At 62.9% G+C, this 16,706-nt stretch carries 15 protein-coding genes; 8 read left to right on the top strand and 7 right to left on the bottom strand.

Features of this window, described 5'->3' with window-relative positions; genetic code table 11:
• Positions 1-10: 10 nt before the first annotated feature.
• Genes AYJ54_RS15935 through lptF form a run of 3 tightly spaced genes read right to left on the bottom strand, consistent with a single transcriptional unit; the run spans position 11 to position 4,766 of the window.
• On the bottom strand, positions 11-2,503 hold the full coding sequence (locus AYJ54_RS15935; RefSeq protein WP_063699940.1) for an LPS-assembly protein LptD: 2,493 nt from the start codon (positions 2,501-2,503) through the stop codon (positions 11-13).
• Positions 2,503-3,600 carry an LPS export ABC transporter permease LptG gene (lptG, locus tag AYJ54_RS15930; protein ID WP_063699936.1) on the bottom strand — a complete coding sequence of 366 codons (1,098 nt, stop codon included), beginning with the start codon at positions 3,598-3,600 and terminating at the stop codon, positions 2,503-2,505. The genes AYJ54_RS15935 and lptG overlap by 1 nt, the downstream gene beginning before the upstream one ends.
• Complete coding sequence (gene lptF / locus AYJ54_RS15925; protein ID WP_063699930.1) at positions 3,597-4,766, bottom strand: LPS export ABC transporter permease LptF; 1,170 nt, start codon at positions 4,764-4,766, stop codon at positions 3,597-3,599. Before lptF ends, lptG begins: the two co-directional genes overlap by 4 nt.
• 339 nt (positions 4,767-5,105) lie before the next feature.
• Between lptF and AYJ54_RS15920 the strand changes: the two genes are divergently transcribed.
• The 3 genes from AYJ54_RS15920 (at position 5,106) to AYJ54_RS15910 (ending at position 7,718) form a co-directional block, all read left to right on the top strand.
• Positions 5,106-6,608 (top strand): leucyl aminopeptidase, encoded by a 1,503-nt coding sequence (locus AYJ54_RS15920; RefSeq protein WP_063699928.1) that lies wholly within the window; start codon positions 5,106-5,108, stop codon positions 6,606-6,608.
• On the top strand, positions 6,605-7,057 hold the full coding sequence (locus tag AYJ54_RS15915) for a DNA polymerase III subunit chi (RefSeq protein WP_063699926.1): 453 nt from the start codon (positions 6,605-6,607) through the stop codon (positions 7,055-7,057). The genes AYJ54_RS15920 and AYJ54_RS15915 overlap by 4 nt, the downstream gene beginning before the upstream one ends.
• 139 nt (positions 7,058-7,196) lie before the next feature.
• Positions 7,197-7,718 carry a hypothetical protein gene (locus tag AYJ54_RS15910; protein ID WP_063699924.1) on the top strand — a complete coding sequence of 174 codons (522 nt, stop codon included), beginning with the start codon at positions 7,197-7,199 and terminating at the stop codon, positions 7,716-7,718.
• Between the two features lie 338 nt (positions 7,719-8,056).
• Here AYJ54_RS15910 and AYJ54_RS15905 read toward each other — a convergent pair whose 3' ends face one another.
• On the bottom strand, positions 8,057-9,097 hold the full coding sequence (locus AYJ54_RS15905) for a helix-turn-helix transcriptional regulator (RefSeq protein ID WP_063699922.1): 1,041 nt from the start codon (positions 9,095-9,097) through the stop codon (positions 8,057-8,059).
• A gap of 187 nt (positions 9,098-9,284) precedes the next feature.
• Here AYJ54_RS15905 and AYJ54_RS53490 point away from each other — a divergent pair, with 187 nt between their 5' ends.
• From AYJ54_RS53490 to AYJ54_RS15890, 3 genes are all read left to right on the top strand, one after another.
• Positions 9,285-9,668 carry a helix-turn-helix domain-containing protein gene (locus AYJ54_RS53490; protein ID WP_063699920.1) on the top strand — a complete coding sequence of 128 codons (384 nt, stop codon included), beginning with the start codon at positions 9,285-9,287 and terminating at the stop codon, positions 9,666-9,668.
• Between the two features lie 201 nt (positions 9,669-9,869).
• Positions 9,870-10,538 (top strand): hypothetical protein, encoded by a 669-nt coding sequence (locus AYJ54_RS15895; RefSeq protein WP_245329030.1) that lies wholly within the window; start codon positions 9,870-9,872, stop codon positions 10,536-10,538.
• Positions 10,539-10,687: 149 nt separating this feature from the next.
• Positions 10,688-12,115 (top strand): DUF1254 domain-containing protein, encoded by a 1,428-nt coding sequence (locus AYJ54_RS15890; protein WP_063699918.1) that lies wholly within the window; start codon positions 10,688-10,690, stop codon positions 12,113-12,115.
• 310 nt (positions 12,116-12,425) lie between these two features.
• Here AYJ54_RS15890 and AYJ54_RS15885 read toward each other — a convergent pair whose 3' ends face one another.
• The 3 genes from AYJ54_RS15885 to AYJ54_RS15875 all read right to left on the bottom strand — a co-directional run bounded on the left by AYJ54_RS15885 (position 12,426) and on the right by AYJ54_RS15875 (position 14,991).
• Complete coding sequence (locus AYJ54_RS15885) at positions 12,426-14,288, bottom strand: ABC-F family ATP-binding cassette domain-containing protein (RefSeq protein ID WP_063699916.1); 1,863 nt, start codon at positions 14,286-14,288, stop codon at positions 12,426-12,428.
• 49 nt (positions 14,289-14,337) lie between these two features.
• Positions 14,338-14,520 (bottom strand): hypothetical protein, encoded by a 183-nt coding sequence (locus tag AYJ54_RS52355; protein ID WP_063699914.1) that lies wholly within the window; start codon positions 14,518-14,520, stop codon positions 14,338-14,340.
• A 216-nt stretch (positions 14,521-14,736) separates the two neighbouring features.
• Positions 14,737-14,991, bottom strand: coding sequence for a hypothetical protein (locus tag AYJ54_RS15875; protein ID WP_063699913.1), 255 nt, complete (start codon positions 14,989-14,991; stop codon positions 14,737-14,739).
• A 300-nt stretch (positions 14,992-15,291) separates the two neighbouring features.
• On the opposite strand from AYJ54_RS15875, the gene ndk reads away from it, so the two are divergent.
• Together ndk and AYJ54_RS15865 are read left to right on the top strand one after the other, a co-directional pair.
• A complete protein-coding gene (gene ndk / locus AYJ54_RS15870) occupies positions 15,292-15,714 on the top strand; it encodes a nucleoside-diphosphate kinase (RefSeq protein ID WP_063700496.1) in 423 nt (140 codons plus the stop codon).
• A 41-nt stretch (positions 15,715-15,755) separates the two neighbouring features.
• On the top strand, positions 15,756-16,616 hold the full coding sequence (locus AYJ54_RS15865; protein ID WP_063699911.1) for a TerC family protein: 861 nt from the start codon (positions 15,756-15,758) through the stop codon (positions 16,614-16,616).
• The last annotated feature ends 90 nt before the right edge of the window (positions 16,617-16,706 follow it).

Here is a 16,706-nt window from a genome sequence, read left to right as displayed (position 1 = left end):
AGACCGTTCACTAATAGCCGGAGAGACCGGAACTGCTGGACCCCGTCGAGGTCGCCAGTGTGCGCAGGCCGATCTGGAACATGAACGCGTGGCTCAGCACGGGCGGCGTCGTGCCCGCAGAGTAGCTATAGGAAGTTACATAGTTCGCCGCCAGCACGAAGCAATCGTCGACATAGCCGGCGCCGACAACGTACTGGTTGATCTTGTTGGCCTCGAGATCCCAGCGCGCCGCGCCCGTCACCACCCAGTTGGCCGCAACCTTCACCGAGCCGGACGTCAGGATGCCCTCGCGGCGCGTCAGATAGCCGAGCTCGGGCTGCGCCGCATAATTGCCGTAGATCATGCTGACCGACCAGCGGTCGAAATTGGCGCGGCCTTCCGCCTCGAAGCGCTGGATGTTCCAGGTTTGCTCGTCCATCCGGCTGCGGACGCTGAACGTGTAGGTCCGGTTCGGCGAGTAGCTGAGGCTCGCGACGTAATCGGACTGCGGCTTGTCGAGACCGGAATCGAGGCCGGTATTGATCTCATCCTTGACCGCGAAGGAGTTCAGGCCGAACAGCTGGTAGGACTGCCCGAACAGCGCCTTGACGGCGCCACCCTTGTCGAACTGCGTGGTGGCCTGCACGCCGACATTGGCGCGGCCACCGCCCTCGACGCGGTCGTAGCCGGAGAACTTGTCGACGCTGAACAGGTTCGAGGCGTCGAACACCATGCTCTGCGCGTCCTCGTTGGGAAGCTTGCCGGCATAGGTCTCGTTCGGCCGGATGATGATCTGCGCGATCGGCTCGACCGTGGTCGAGCCCCACGGCTGAACGTCGATGAAGGGATAGCGGTACTCGAGGCCAACGGTCGGCATCAGGCGCAGCGCCTGGGTGTCGCCGACGGGCAGGAAGTTCGACACGCCCGGCTGGTTGGACACCGAGGAGTTGATCGCATCGGCGCGGACGCTGGCGAACGGCGTCCAGATCTCACCGATCGGATCGGTGTAGGACTTGCGCCACTGCGCTTCCGCCGTCAGCCGCGTGTAGGTGCCGGGGAAGCCGCGCAACAGGCACTGCGACGGCGTGCGCGCGAGCGGATCGGCCGACACCGTCGTGCACAGGCCGGCGGTGTTGGCGAGCGTCGTGATCGGGTCGAACTTGGCGTCGTCACGCGACAGGTTCACGAAGTTGGTCTGGTAGCTGAACTCGCCGCCGAAGACCGGATAGTTGAGCACGTTCGAGTAGTCGATCACGGGATAGACCACCGGCACCTGGCCCTGGTTGCCCGAGTAGCTCAGCCAGTACATCGTGCGCGCATCGAAGAAGCTTCGGTTGCCGACGCCGGTCAGATAGAGCTGCGACAGTGCTTCGGTCGGCAGCAGCAGGAACGAGCCGAGCGGATCGCGGTACTGATACAGCCGGTAGTCCGAGAAGAAATAGTAGTCGGACATCAGGACGCCGTCCCAGCCCCAGACCCACTTGTCGTTCAGCGCGAACTGACCCTTGGTGTCGATGGCGCCGCGGAACTGGCGGTCACCGGGCTGCCCGGCAAACGCTCCAGGATCGAGCTGGTCGATGCCATAGGCGCGGATCTGGTAGGAGCCATCGATCAGACGCTGACGGAATTCGCCCTGCAGCAGCACGCCTTGCCGCGTCATGAAGCGCGGGGTGAAGGTCGCGTCCATGTCGGGTGCGATAGCCCAATAATAGGGAGCTTCGACGCCAAAGCCGGTGTTCGTCGTACCGGGAAAGTAACCGGGCATCAGGAAGCCGGACTTGCGCTTCACGGTCGGATCGGGCGTCGAGAAGTACGGCATGTAGGCCAGTGGCACGCCGAAGAATTCGAGCTGCGCGGTCTCGAAATACAGCATCTTCTCCTGCTGGTCGTGGATGATGCGCGCACCCTTGACCTGCCACAGCGGCGGCTTCTTCGGATCGTCCTTGCACGGCGCGCAGGCTGTGTAGACGCCGTTCTCGAACACCGTGTAGTTGCCGCTCGAGCGATCGGCGCGGGTCGCGGCCATGCGGGTCTGGTCGGCGGTGTCCGCGCGCAGCGAATCGACGAAACCGTCACGGTAGTCGTCGGAGAGATCCATGATCTCGGCATAGGTGATCTTGCCGTCGGCATCCGTCATGCGGATGTTGCCTTCGGCATGGAGCCGCTTGGTCTTCTGGTCGTAGATGACCTTGTCGGCCTCGACGCTGGTGCCGTTGTAGAAGAGCTGGACGTTGCCGACCGCCGAGACGCGCGAGTTGTTGTAGTCGTAGTCGACCTCGGTCGCCTGCACCAGCATCTGGTTGTCGTGGGCGACCGGGGCCGGCTTGGGACGCGGCGGCAGCGGATTGTAGGTGAAGCTCTGCGCCCCGGCCGGCGTCACGGCGGCGACGTCGATCAGGCCGGCGAGCGATGCGGCGGCGATGACGGCAATCAGGACCTTGCGCGCGGGCAAACCGAACCCCTTCGCGCGCACGACAGTGCGCCGCGTCAAACGAGACACGAGTCCTCGGCGGACGGAAGTCACTAACCGTCCTCCTGATAGAGCAAGGCCAAGAAGCCGGTGAGGCCGCCCACCAACACGGGCAACCACGCCGCAGCGATCGGATGCATCAACTCAGCCTTGCTCAAGTCCTCAGTTACTTTCGACAGAACGTAGAGCAGAAAGCCTGCGCCCACGCCACTCAAAACCATCTTCTGCACGCCGCCCATCCGGAAGAAGCGCAACGACACGGAGGCCGCGAGCATCACCATGGCTGCAAGCAAAAACGGCTGTGCCAGAAGCTTGTGATACTGGAGTCGATATCCGGCTGTCGCGAAGCCCGAGCTCTCGGAGGAGCGGATGTAGCTCGGTAGTTGCCAAAAGGACACAGTTTCGGGTGTGGAAAAGCTGTTGCGGACCTGCGCCTCGGTCAGCGTCGTCGGAATCTCCAGCTGCGCCTGGTCGATGGGCGGGGCGTCCAGCGAGAAGCGCCGCACGGTCTTGAACAGCCAGTGACCGTCCTCCAGCGTCGCCTCGCGCGCCTCGATGCGCTCCTTGAAATGCCAGTCTGTATCAAACCGGAACAGCGTCAGCCCGGTCAGCCGCACGCCCTGCTGCTCGCTGCGCGCCGCGTTGATGATGACCTGACCGTCATTGGTGACCTGGTTGAGCCAGAAGCCCGAGGCGTCCTGGATGCCGCCGCCGGGCGCGGAGCCGAACAGCTCGGCCTCCATCCGCTTGGAGAGCTCGCGCAGATTCGCCGACATCGGATTGTAGGCGGTGGTGGCGATCACCCCGATCAGGAGCGCGCTGCCGAGCGCCGGCGAGATGAACTGCCACGCAGAGATGCCGGCGGCGCGGGCGACCACGAGCTCGAGCCGGCGGGAGAGGGCGAGATAGCAGGTCATGGCGCCGATCAGCATGCAGAACGGCGTCAGCTTCTCCAGCAGTTGCGGCACGCGGAACAGCGAGGTCTCGGCGACCATGATCGCGGAGGCCGACGCCAGGCCCGAGGTCTTGCGCACCATCTCGATGTAGTCGACCAGCACGAGCAGCAGGAAAATGCTGGCGAACACGCCGAGCGCCGAGACGACGAAGCGGCCGGCGAAATAGCGCCCGAGTGTGTTGGTAAGCATGCTCATGCGGTGGCCGGCCGTCCGAACAGGCGCGCGATCCGCGCGTTCGATCTGTTGATGGCTTCGAGCAGGGCGGGCGGCGGCTCGACCACGACGCCGCCGACGATCATCCACAGCCCGGCGCCGATCGCGGCCGCCAGCATCGCGTACTGGACCACCGCCGCGAACGGCGACTTCACCGCCATCACCGAGCAGGCGAATCCCACCATGCGCAGGCCGAACACCGCGATCACCGAGCCGCCGATCGAAAAGTTGCGGCTCTGGCGCGTGGTGCGCGGCGCGCCGAGGAAGGCAAAGGTGAGCGCCGCAAACGCAAACGGATAGAGCGGCGCCATGATGCGGTCATGCAGCTCGGAGCGGAACTGGCCGGGGACGGCCTTGTAGACGGGGTCATCCTCGGCGGGCGAGAACAGCTCCCAGAGATAGCGCTCGCGGATGCCGAGGGTGACGTCGTGACCCTGGTTGGAGAACTTCGACATGTCGAAGCCGTAGCGGCCGAACGCCACCAGCGCCGGATCGCGCTTGCCGGCCTCGAAGCGCTGGAGATTGCCGTCCTTCAGCACCAGGAACGATCCGCTGCCGTTCTTCACGACCTCGCCGTGCTCGGCGACGATCGAGACGCGCTCCTTCGGATCGCGCCGGTCGTCGATGAAGATGCCAGCGAGGATGCCGCCGGGCTGGCGTTCGCGGATCCGAATCGTGAGGTTCTGGTCGAGCTGGGCGAAGCGGCCGGGCTGGAGGATGTTGGTCAGCACGTCGGCGGTGATCTCGGCGTCCCACTGCTTGATCCGCCGCATGCCGTCGGGGGCGAGATAGGCCGCGATGAAGGCGACCAGGAGCGCCACCACGCAGGTGGCGTAGAAGAACGGATAGAACAGCCGGAACGGCGAGAAGCCGGCGGCATTCATCACGATGATCTCGGAATCGGTCGCGAGCTTGTTCAGCGTGTGCGAGATCGCGATCATCAGCGCGATCGGCGAGATGATCAGGACCAGCGCCGGAATGACGAGGCTGGTGATGCCGAGGAAGGTGAGGATGGTCTGACCCTGGCTCGTCATCAGGTCGATGCCGCGCAACGCCTGCGTAATCCAGATCACGCCGGTAAGGCTGACCAGGACGAGCGCAAACGACGCCAGCGTCGTGCGGAAAATATACCTATCGATCGACCCCATGCGCTACCGCACGATTCCCACCAAGGCCCCAACGCAGGTCCGGAACCTGACCGCCCGACCCATCCCTGAAAGGGATCCCCAAGGGTCGACCCGCCACCTCTTCCGCCAGCTTACCTTCTCACTACCATCCCTTTGATCCGTCAACAAAATGGCTGACCCATGGCGCCGTCAAGGTATGGTTAATATTTCGCTCGTTGTGGCGTTCGGGCCACGGGGGGTGCTTGGCATCGGCCGGGCGTGTGGCCCATAGTGCGGAAAGTCCAGTGAATCGACGTTCAGCGCCGGCCCTCGGCCGGACCTGCCGAACGGCAAAAGCCCCATGTTTTGGAGGAGTTACCTATGTCCGATGCCATCAAGGTCGGCTTTGTCCCGCTTGCCGCCGCGCCCCGTGGCATCCTCGTGGTGTTCTGCGACGATAGTCTGAAGATGGGGCCGGCGACGGCCAAGGCGCTCGGCGCCGCCAATGATCTCGTGAAGCGGGCGGCGGCGGCCGCCGCCTTCAAGGGCAAGAGCGGTGCGGCGCTGGACATCCTGGCGCCCGAGGGATTGAAGGCAACTCGCCTGATCGTGATCGGCGCCGGCAAGGTCGCAGGCCTGAAGGCGAGTGATTTCCTCAAATTCGGCGGCGTGGCGGCGAGCAAGCTCCAGGCGGGAGGTGGCGCCATGACCATCATGGCGGAGCTGCCCGATGGGGCGATGACGAGCGAGCAGGCGGTCGCGATCGCCTCGGGCTTGCGGCTGCGCGCCTACAAGTTCGACCGCTACAAGACCAAGAAGAAGGAGGGCGAGGAGGGCGGCGCCTTGCGCGCCGACGTCTCGCTTGCGGTGGCCGATGTCGCCTCGGCGAAGAAGGCCTTTGCGTCGGCAGGCTATGTGGTCGACGGCGTGATCGTCGCGCGCGACCTCGTCAACGAGCCGCCGAACGTGCTCTATCCCGAGGAGTTCGCGCGCCGGGCAAGTCAGCTCCGCAAGCTCGGCGTCAAGGTCGAGGTGCTCGACGTCAAGGCGATGCAGAAGCTCGGCATGGGCGCGCTGCTCGGCGTCGGCCAGGGCTCGGCGCGGCCGAGCCGCACCGTGATCATGCGCTGGGATGGGGCCAAGAAGGGGACTGCACCCGTCGCCTTCGTCGGCAAGGGCGTCTGTTTCGATACCGGCGGCATTTCTATTAAGGGGGCTGCCAGCATGGAGGACATGAAGGGCGACATGGGGGGAGCGGCCTGCGTCGTCGGCCTGATGCACGCGCTCGCCGCGCGCAAAGCCAAGGTCAACGCCGTTGGCGCTATCGGCCTCGTCGAGAACATGCCCGACGGCAACGCGCAGCGTCCTGGCGATATCGTCACCTCGATGTCGGGCCAGACCATCGAGATCATCAACACCGACGCCGAAGGTCGCCTGGTGCTGGCCGACGTGCTCTGGTACGTCGCCAAGAAGATGAAGCCGAAATTCATGGTGGATCTGGCCACGCTCACCGGCGCGATCATGGTCGCGCTCGGCACCGAGCATGCCGGCATGTTCTCCAACAATGACGAACTCGCCGAGCGGCTGCTGACGGCCGGACTCGAGAGCGGCGAGAAGGTCTGGCGCATGCCGCTTGGCCCCGAATACGACAAGCTGATCGATTCCCAGTTCGCCGACATGAAGAACACCGGCGGCCGCCACGGGGGCTCGATCACCGCGGCGCAGTTCCTCCAGCGCTTCGTCGACGGCACGCCCTGGGCGCATCTCGACATCGCCGGCACCGCGATGGGCGCGCCGAAGACCGACATCAACCAGAGCTGGGGCTCCGGCTACGGCGTACGCCTGCTCGACCGGCTGGTGGCAGACCACTACGAGAGCAAATGACCGAGGTCCTGTTCTACCATCTGCAAGACATGTCGGTTGAGAACGTCTTGCCGCCACTTCTTGAGAAGTCGCTGGAACGCGGCTGGCGCGTCGTGGTGCAGTCGACCTCGCCGGAGCGTGCTGATGCGCTGGATGCGCATTTGTGGACCTATCGCGACGATTCCTTTCTGCCGCACGCGACATGGCGCGTGAACGATGCCGCCGATCAGCCGATCGTGCTGGCGATCGAGGCGGACAATCCGAACGGAGCCAATGTCCGCTTCCTGATCGACAACGCCGCGCTGCCCCAGGACGCACAGGGCTATGAGCGGATGGTGCTGCTGTTCAATGGTGACGATCCGGATGCACTGTCGCAGGCGCGCAGCGCCTGGACGGTTTGCAAGGCGCGCGGATTTGAGGTGACCTATTGGCAGGCCGACGAGCGCGGCCGGTGGCAGCGGCGGAATTAGCGGTCGCTCGCAATTAATGATAATTTGCACTTTCCGGATCAGGCTAGCTTCGGCCACCTTCGTGCCGCAAAGTGATGTTGGGACAATCGCTTAGGGTGGGTCCTTCACGCGGGGAATTTAGTTTATCGTGCGACATCAAATGCTTCCAAGGTCGCTCATAGTTGTGTTGGCCGCCGTTGCGCCGCTGATCGCGGGCTGCTCGAGCGGGACCGATCTGTTTTCGAAGGACGCCGAATGGTTTTCCAAGGCCGGCCGCCTGTCCATCAAGAACATCTCGATCGAATCGCCGCCATTGACGCCCGACAAGCCGGTGGGGGCCGAGGATCTGGTCAGCGCCGACGGCGCCTGTCCCGGCACAGCGCCGCCGCCCGGACCGGCCGATGCCAATGCGTCGACAACGGCGCCTGCGACCTCTGGTGGAACGGTGGCGCTCGGCCATACCGAATGCGACGTGGTGCGCGGCATCGGTGCGCCCTCCAGCGTCAACATCTCCAATGATGCCGCCGGCAGACGCGTCACAGTCGTCACCTGGACGACCGGTCCACGTGCCGGCATCTACACGTTCACGTCCGGCCGCCTGTCCTCGATCGAAGGCACGCCGGAGCAGCCGGCCGCACCGAAGCCCGCCAAGCCGAAGGCGAAGAAGAAGGCCGCGACCTGAGCGAAGGCGCGCGTGCCGGAGGCGTTGACCGTCAAGGCCGGCGCCAGATCTTTCGTGCCAAGTCTGTCGCGCCAAGTCTGCCGTGCTTGCAGTTTTCACAGCGCCGGAATTTCGCACGCGCCATCTGGCGCGTGCGGTCCGTGCAATCGTCGGCGCGTCGAGCGCCGGATCGCGGGCTCACCAGCCGTATTTGATGGCGGCCTTGCCGGCGTAGCTCGTGACGTTCCCTGAGAACTCGCCCTCGAAGGTCGCGGCGAGTGAAATCCCGTTCAGCCATTTTTTCTTGGCGCCGGCGAGAAATGTCTGTTTTAGCCTCGAAAGCCAAAGTCGCGATTGAGCTAATACCGTGACTGGTCGGCCGCACGACCGATCTCGCTTGTCCCGTTTCTCCGCCTCTGACGAAACTCTCGCGGCGTGCATCCGGAGATCCGACGGAAAGCACGAGCAAAGTGTGCAGGGTCGGCGTAGCCCGATGAGAACGCGATGTCGATAATCTTGGTTTCAGTATCGCTTAGGAGTTTTATCGCGTTGTTGAAGCGGGCCTGCTCGAGTAGGCCCGCGTAGGTAATTCCAGCCAGCGAAAGCTTTCTCTGGAGACTCCTGACACTCAGCCGAAGCATCTCGGCCGCCTGCGTTATTGTGAGCCCTCCCTCGTCAAGGTAGGCGGGTAAGGTAAGCCTGAGCACGCTGACGACGTCTCTGCCGATTGGCTGCAGTTCGTTCTTGGATGGCGTTTGCAGAAAGTCATTTGCGGGATTGGTAAGGCTCACGAGCTCCAGCGGCACTTCGATCCAAGAAGCCTTCTGACCCGATATGAAACGCGTATTCGGCCAGTACAATTGAACCTCAATGCTTGGTGTATAGTGTGCTTCAAACGCGATCACTCTCGGAGACCAATTCGCTCCAGCGAACTGACGGACGATGTGCATCACAAATATGTTCTGGAGCCACTGGGATATCTCGAGATGTGAAATGCCTTCCGTTCCAATGAGCCTGCTGCAAACTTTCATGCTCCCGCCGCACGGCTCTAGCCATAGATGGAGGGTTGTGTCTTCGATCGGCGCCCACTTGCACATCTGCTGAAGGGCAACAAAAAGAGTTGGCGCGTGGCGGATTCGAACCCTCATGGCCTCGCTCAAATGGTCGAATGAGAGCCGCTGGGCTGCTCGAAAGGCAATCTCTGACAAGCCTTGGCTTTCCTGGGCGGTCGTCGCGAACCGAACGGCCGGCAGCAACGGCACGTAGTGATCCGCTTTTTCCTCTAAAGACGCAGGCAACTGAAATTTGGCGAGAAGCGCCGCCGTGGGACCGCCGATTTCAGAATGTATCTCTGCGAAGGGGATGAGAAATTGACAGCGGGTCAATGGAATGACGGTCATTACTACCTGCCCAAGAAGCTTTGCCGCGATCTCAGACTAGCAGGTCACCAATCTTCTTGCCCTGCCTTTGCCGAGTAACGCTTGGCAATTGGCGGCTGATGGCCAGATTCGTCCGCCGAAACAGCTTTAACTTTGAAGCATCGGTTTTCTCTTGAGGGAGCATGGGCTTCACGCCTCACACTGACCGATGAGAGCTGTCCGTTTGCCTTCATCCCAGGCGGTCCACGCGGTTATAGTCGCGTCGCTGCGACACGGTGACGCAACCCTCGATAGTACCGCTCGTGCACTCAAGATCAGCGCTCGCACGTTGCAGCGTCATCTCGGTCGCATGGGCACGAGTCACAGCGAAATGCTCGCCAAGGCTCGCCTGCACATCGCTTGCCGCTTGCTCGTGGATTCAAGCAAGCGCCTGTCGGATATCGCCAAATTCCTCGGGTATACCAACGCAAGCAGCTTCAGCCGCGCTTTCGTGCGTTTGATGAAAGTTCAACCTGTCATTTACAGGCGTCAGCAACTTGCCCGTAAGCATGGGCAGGCGCGCCATCGAAGACCTTGCGCGATCGACCGCTGAACTATTCTCAGCGATTGGCGCGAAATGGCAAGACTTGTGATCTGAATTGGCGCGAAATGTTCAGGAAGTTGCTTGCCGAAATCGATTGCCAAAACTCCTGAGGATCCGCTGTTTGTCGACAATGCCTGCAACGTGCGTGGGCCGAGTTTGGGAAGCTAGCCGGCGATAAAGAAAACAACCCACTTTCCGGGGAGAACCACGATGACCCTTCGTGCAGCTCTGATTGCAGTTTGCGCCGCCGGATTGTTAGCCGTCCCGCAACAGCTTGTTGCTCAATCCGCACCCGAGAATAAGCCGCACATTCCGCTTGAGAAAGCTATAGGTCAGGCAAAGCCGGAAGTCGTTCCCTCTCTCTTCGTCCTCAATTCGCGCGGCGCCAGCTTGAAGGACGGGAGGCTTGTTCTGACCGGGATTTCGCCGAATGCAATCGTATTTGCCGATCGGCCCGTTCGGGCTGCCGGTCACGATCTTACCGCGCGAATTGTCGAGGATTGGGGCAACGGCAGCGACAACTTCGCGAAAGATCCTCCAAACGCCACGGTTTCCGGATTCAAGAAAGACGGATCATCGGTGACCGACGCCGTCGTTGTACTGAAATCGCCAAAGCTTGAAGGCGACAAGCTGACTTTCGATGTCGATGTACTTGAAGGCGATCTTGCGGGAGCTGATGGACCGGCATCGGTCTTCATCGACATCATTGGCCGACCCTTCACGCCGTTGTCCTTTGCCGGCGTTGCCCGCCGGACGGCCTGGCGCGGTGCTTTCTATCGTGGTGCTGCCTTTGCGGGGGCGGCCGCCGTCGCGGGAGCTGCGGCCTATCCGTACTACGCGCCCCGGTGCGGATACTATCCTTATCCGCCTTGCTATTGATCAGCGCAGACTGGCGGGCACCGCAGCACTGCGCAGTTCTTCCCGGATCACCCTGTCATTGAGGAAATCACCGTCGCCGCCTTCGAGGGCATAAGCCCAATCTGAAATCGCTACCCGTCATTTGAGTTCGATTCAGGAAAGGAAATACGATGACGATCACCCGTCGATCCCTCGCATTTGGTGGAATGGGGCTGCTGGCAGGAGCAGCTGCACCAGGGTCAACCCTTGCCCAAGATTCTTTCCTTGGTGTGGGCCAAGGCCTGGAGGATTTCTGGCTCGCGAGCGACGCTTACATATTCGGCTATCCTCTGGTGACGATGGAGATGACCCGGCGGATTATCACCAACGTCGCCGAGCCCGTGGGCACGCGAGGGCCGATGGGCCATATCATCAAGCTGCGCCACTATCCGGACGCCTCATTCAGGGATGTCACAGCGCCGAACGCGGACACTCTCTACACGACTTCCTTTTTCGATGTCGGGAAAGAACCGTGGGTCCTCAGCATCCCGGACATGAAGGGGCGCTATTTCTTGATGCCTATGCTGGATGGCTGGACGACGGTGTTCCACGTGCCAGGGAAGCGCACTACCGGCACGGACGCACAGACCTACGCAATCACCGGACCGGGCTGGAAAGGCACGCTGCCGGATGGCGTGAAGGAGTACAAGTCGCCCACCAACATCGTGTGGCTGCTCGGTCGCATCTATTGCACCGGCACGCCGGAGGACTATGCGGCGGTCCACAAGCTGCAGGACGAGTGCAAGCTCGTTCCGCTCAGTGCCTACGGCAAGCCGTACACGCCACCTCCGGGAAAAGTCGATCCGTCGATCGACATGAAGACGGCTGTCCGCGAACAGGTCAATCGCATGGACGCGGTGTCGTATTTCAAGCTGCTGTGCGAGCTGATGAAGACCAATCCGCCGTCGGCCGCAGATGCGCCCCAGCTCGCCAAATTCGTCCGCATCGGTATCGTTCCCGGACAGGATTTTGATGAGAGCAAGCTCAAGGCTGACTTCCTAAAGCGCTTACCGGAGGTGTCGTTCGACAGGATCATGCTTCAGTTCAAGATCAACAAGGCCGTCAAGGACGAGAATGGCTTTGCCTTCACGACCAAAACCGGCATCTATGGCACCGACTATCTGATGCGGGCCCTCGTGACCGCCATCGGCCTCGGCGCCAACCGTCCGCAGGACGCGGTCTACCCGACCTCGCAAAAGGATGCGGATGGCCAAAAATACAATGGCGCAAGCAAGTACGTCATGCGGTTTCCCAAGGGCCATCTGCCGCCCGTCGAGGGATTTTGGTCGCTGACGATGTACGACAGCAGCTACTTCTTTGTGAACAATCCGCTCAACCGCTACTCGATCAGCGCGCGGCAAGACTTGAAGGAAAATCCGGACGGTTCAACCGATCTCTACATTCAGAAGGACTCGCCGGGCAAAGACAAGGAAGCGAACTGGCTTCCCGCGCCTGAGGGAGATTTCATACTCATGCTGCGCATGTATTGGCCGGACGAAACGGACCCGTCGATCATCAACGGCACATGGACGGTTCCAGCCGCCAAGAAGGTCGGTTGAGAATGTGAACTCATGCCGGCCCTCGGGCGGGCCGGCATGAAGTTCGTCGAAGGTTGCGCTGTGCCGCCGCGCAGAGAACGATCACGCGGTCGGCACAATTCGTTTCGCGATACGCTCAAAATGCGGGGGATGTGGACTCCGCGTGATACCTCTCTTGAGTCCGAAGAGCTTGGGGAGTGGATATCCGGCAGATCGCGATCACACAGCGCTGATGTCAGCTTTTTGGTGTTATGATACCGCCCTGCTACTTTGCATGGGGTTGTTTTTCAAATTTTGACAAGAGCCTCGCGCAACCGGGCCCGGAGAGCCTTTAGCCCGCCACCTCGTCATATTGCGCGCTCGCCTCGAGCCATTGCTCCTCCGCACGCGCCAGCGCGTCGGCTGCATTCGAGCGCGCCTTCGATAGCTGCGCGGCCTGCTTGGGGTCGCGCGTGAAGATGTCGGGCAGGGCGAGCGCGGTGTCGATCTTGGCGATGATCTCACTGACGCGGGCGATCTCGGCCTCGGCTTCCGCGATGCGCTTTTTCAACGAGCCCCGGTTGTCGGTCCTGGCGCGCTGCGGCTTCTCGCCCACGCCGTTGCGCTCGCGCGGCGAGGCTTCCGCGTTGCGCGACGACAGCACCAGGCGGCGGTATTCGTCGAGGTCGCCGTCATAGTTGGTCACAGTGCGCTCGGCGACGATCCAGAGCCGCTCGGCGCAGGCCTCGATCAGATAGCGGTCGTGCGAGACCATGATCACCGCGCCGGGAAACTCATTGATCGCCTCCGCGAGCGCGGCGCGGCTGTCGATGTCGAGATGGTTGGTCGGCTCGTCCAGGATGATCATGTTGGGGCCGAAGAAGGTCGCAAGCCCCAGCAGCAGCCGCGCCTTCTCGCCGCCGGACAGCTTGCCCGCCTTGGTGTCCGCCGCCTTGCCCGAGAAACCGATCGCGCCGGCGCGCGCACGCACCTTGGCCTCCGGCGCATCGCCCATCAGCTTGCGAACGTGATCATAGGCGGAAGCGTCCTCGTTCAGTTCGTCGAGCTGATGCTGCGCGAAATAGGCGATCGACAATTTATCGGCGCGCGTGACCTTGCCCGAGTACGGTGCAAGGCGGCCCGCGAGCAGCTTGACCAGCGTCGACTTGCCGTTGCCGTTGGCGCCGAGAAGCGCGATGCGGTCGTCATTGTCGATACGCAGGGTGACGCGGCCCAGCACCGGTGTCGCCGGATCGTAGCCGACCGAGACGTTGTCGACGGCGATGATCGGCGGCGACAGCATCTTTTCGGGTGCGGGAAAGCTGATCTCGTGCACGTCCTCGGTCACGAGCGCCGTGATCGGCTTCAGCCGCTCGAGCATTTTTACGCGCGATTGAGCCTGTCGTGCCTTCGATGCCTTGGCCTTGAAGCGGTCGACGAAGGCCTGCAGGCGCGCGCGTTCGGCTTCCTGGCGCTTGACCTGCTTGGCGTCCAGCAGCTCGCGCGCGGCACGCTGCTCCTCGAAGGAGGAGTAGGAGCCGCGATAGAGCGTGAGCTTACCGCGCTCCAGATGCAGGATCTGGTCGACGGAGCTCTCGAGCAGGTCGCGGTCGTGGCTGATCACGATCACCGTGCGCGGATAGTGCGCCAGATGGTCCTCCAGCCACAGCGTGCCTTCGAGGTCGAGATAGTTGGTGGGCTCGTCGAGCAGGAGCAGGTCAGGGGCGGCGAAGAGCGTCGCGGCCAGCGCGACACGCATGCGCCAGCCGCCGGAGAATTCCGCGCAAGGGCGCGCCTGGTCCGCGGCCGAAAAGCCGAGGCCAGAGAGAATCGCGGCCGCTCTGCTCGGGGCGGAATGCGCGTCGATGTCGACGAGCCGGGTCTGGATCTCCGCGATCTGGTGCGGATCGGTCGCGCTTTCGGCCTCGCGCAGCAGCGCGTCGCGCTCGAGGTCCGCCTTGAGCACGACCTCGATCAGGCTCTCCGGTCCGTTCGGCGCCTCCTGCGCAAGGCTGCCAACGCGCCAGCGCGGCGGCAGGGTGACGGAGCCGTGTTCCGCGGCCAGCTCGCCGCGGATCACCTTGAACAGGGTCGACTTGCCGGTGCCGTTGCGCCCAACCAGACCAACGCGCGATCCGGGGGTGATCTGCACGGAACTCTGGTCGATCAGGAGGCGTCCGGCGAGCCGGACCGAGAGGTCGGTGATGGAAAGCATGCCGCCTTGTCACCGCAAGGCGCCGCGAACGCAACCCGTTTTTGATCCGTCAGTTGTTCGAACCGCCCTCGCGATCGCGCTTTTTGAGCTCGTTCAGGAGGTGCTCAAGATGCGACGTGAGTCGCGGCTCTGGGCGAAGGCTCTGCTGCAGCCGTTCGCCCACGGCATCGCAAATCGAACGGCTGGTGCGCCGGTCGATCTGTTCGCTGTCATTGGCGAAAAGGCCAGTCATGGCAGGGTTCCGTTGCTTCAAGATAATGACACCCTACCAAGTCACTGACCGCGAATTTGTTTCGCCCTCTGCCTGGGGTGCTTCGCCTTTCAGTAAAGATTGTATTAATTCGGTGATGTGCGGCCAATTGGGCGCTAAAAGCAAAGCCCCGGCGGGGGCACGCCGGGGCTTCTCCTGGAAGGTACCTTGGATGGTACGATTAAGGTGCTGTCGGGCTCAGTAGCAGCGGTTGATCAGCCGCCAGCGCGGTCCCCAGGGGGTCGGGACCAGCCGGCGCACATAGCAGCCGCCATAGCCGTAGGAGACGGGGCCGCCGACATAGAAGCGTGGTGCGCCCCAGCCGTAGCCGTGATGCCAGCCACCGCCGTACCAGCCCCAGCCGCCATGCCAGTGAGCGGAGGCGGAGGTCGGCGCCAGCGCGGCACCCAGCGCGACCGCGGCAACTGCGGCAAGCGAAAGTTTCCTCAACATCGTGATCTCCTGAAAACTGCCGGCGCGGGCCTGCGCGTCGATTGAAAGGCCGCCGAAACGGTCCGCCTCGGGAGGAGGCTTTGGTTTCGATGGAGGAGAGCCTATGCCGGAGATGCTGAACCGAATCCTGACGGGGACTACAGATTGGGTTCATCTGGGTGAAATTGTTGTAATCCATGCTGGCTTCGCCCTGCGGCGAAGCGCCCGTGAAGCCGTTCTGGGGGTCGCTTGCCGTTCGGCGAAGGCGCCGATATAAGCCCCCGCAACTCCACACCACCGCTTTTCCTCAAGGACAAGATCATGGCGACTGAACGCACCTTCTCGATCATCAAGCCCGACGCGACCGAGCGTAACCTGACCGGCGCAGTCAACGCCGTGATCGAGAAGGCGGGCCTGCGCATCGTCGCCCAGAAGCGCATCCGCATGACCAAGGGTCAGGCCGAGACCTTCTATGCCGTCCACAAGGCGCGCCCGTTCTTCGGCGAGCTCGTCGACTTCATGACCTCGGGCCCGGTCGTGGTGCAAGTGCTGGAAGGCGAGGGCGCGATCACCAAGTATCGCGAAGTGATGGGCGCGACCGATCCGTCGAAGGCGGCCGATGGCACCATCCGCAAGCTCTACGCCAAGTCGATTGGCGAGAACTCCGTGCACGGCTCGGATGCGCCGGAGACAGCGGTGGTCGAGATCGCGCAGTTCTTCTCGGGCAACGAGATCGTCGGCTGACCCGTCAGCCGGCACGTTAATTCGGGGCGAAAGGACGCATTGTGAACTGGCTCTGGCAGATCTTCGATCCCGCCACCATCGGGTCGTTCTTCACCCAGTTCCGCAATGAGATGGCCGAACCGACCTTCTGGATTGCGGTTGGCAAGATCATCTGGATCAACATCCTGCTGTCCGGCGACAATGCGCTGGTGATCGCGCTCGCCTGCCGCGGCCTGAAGCCGCGGCATCGGCTGTGGGGCATGATCCTGGGTGCCGGCGCCGCGGTGCTGCTCCGGATCATCTTCACCGGCATCGTCGCGAGCCTGATGGCGCTGCCGTACCTCAAGCTCATCGGCGGTCTCGCGCTGATCGTGATCGCGGCCAAGCTGCTGGTGCCCGAAGAGGAGGACGAGGACGGCGTCGAGTCGGCCTCGCATCTCTGGCAGGCCGTGCAGATCGTCGTTGTCGCCGACATCGTCATGAGTCTCGACAACGTCATCGCGGTGGCCGCCGCTGCCAATGGCAGCGTCCCGCTGCTGATCCTCGGCCTTGCCATCAGCGTGCCGCTGATCGTGGCCGGCGCCGCGCTGATCATGGCACTTCTGGCAAAACTGCCGATCCTGGTCTGGGCAGGCGCGGCGCTGCTCGGCTGGATCGCGGGCGAGGTGATCGCGACCGATCCCGGCGTCGAGCCGAAGCTGCATACCCTGTTCGACGGCCCGTTGGGCGCCTCGCTGGATTCGATGCTCGCAGCTCTGCGCATCCCGCCGCAATTCGCCCACGGCGGCGGAGGCGGCGAGTATCTCTGCGCCGCGCTGGGCGTCGTCGTCGTGCTGGTCGTGGGCTACATCTGGCGCCGGCGCAGCATGAGCCAGGCCGCGCTTGAATCCTCGGAGCGTCACGCCAAGGCGTCGGCGGAGTAGGCCTCTTCCGAATCGAGGTACGCGCTTCACCTCTCCCGAAGGGAGAGGTCGGATCGCATCGACAGATGCGATCCGGGTGAGGGGATACAG

It is taken from the genome of Bradyrhizobium centrolobii (assembly GCF_001641635.1).
Classification (GTDB): Bacteria; Pseudomonadota; Alphaproteobacteria; order Rhizobiales; family Xanthobacteraceae; genus Bradyrhizobium; species Bradyrhizobium centrolobii.
The sequence above is the reverse complement of the archived record's forward strand: the minus strand, read 5'-3'. Positions and strand labels throughout refer to the sequence as shown.

Coding starts and splice junctions, on each gene's coding strand:
- ndk (WP_063700496.1), top strand. CDS start 15,292: ATGGCGACTGAACGCACCTTCTCGATCATCAAGCCCGACGCGACCGAG.
- AYJ54_RS53490 (WP_063699920.1), top strand. CDS start 9,285: ATGAGAGCTGTCCGTTTGCCTTCATCCCAGGCGGTCCACGCGGTTATA.
- AYJ54_RS15910 (WP_063699924.1), top strand. CDS start 7,197: ATGCTTCCAAGGTCGCTCATAGTTGTGTTGGCCGCCGTTGCGCCGCTG.
- AYJ54_RS15895 (WP_245329030.1), top strand. CDS start 9,870: ATGACCCTTCGTGCAGCTCTGATTGCAGTTTGCGCCGCCGGATTGTTA.
- lptG (WP_063699936.1), bottom strand. CDS start 3,600: ATGAGCATGCTTACCAACACACTCGGGCGCTATTTCGCCGGCCGCTTC.
- AYJ54_RS15920 (WP_063699928.1), top strand. CDS start 5,106: ATGTCCGATGCCATCAAGGTCGGCTTTGTCCCGCTTGCCGCCGCGCCC.
- lptF (WP_063699930.1), bottom strand. CDS start 4,766: ATGGGGTCGATCGATAGGTATATTTTCCGCACGACGCTGGCGTCGTTT.
- AYJ54_RS15885 (WP_063699916.1), bottom strand. CDS start 14,288: ATGCTTTCCATCACCGACCTCTCGGTCCGGCTCGCCGGACGCCTCCTG.
- AYJ54_RS15915 (WP_063699926.1), top strand. CDS start 6,605: ATGACCGAGGTCCTGTTCTACCATCTGCAAGACATGTCGGTTGAGAAC.
- AYJ54_RS15890 (WP_063699918.1), top strand. CDS start 10,688: ATGACGATCACCCGTCGATCCCTCGCATTTGGTGGAATGGGGCTGCTG.
- AYJ54_RS15905 (WP_063699922.1), bottom strand. CDS start 9,097: ATGACCGTCATTCCATTGACCCGCTGTCAATTTCTCATCCCCTTCGCA.
- AYJ54_RS52355 (WP_063699914.1), bottom strand. CDS start 14,520: ATGACTGGCCTTTTCGCCAATGACAGCGAACAGATCGACCGGCGCACC.
- AYJ54_RS15875 (WP_063699913.1), bottom strand. CDS start 14,991: ATGTTGAGGAAACTTTCGCTTGCCGCAGTTGCCGCGGTCGCGCTGGGT.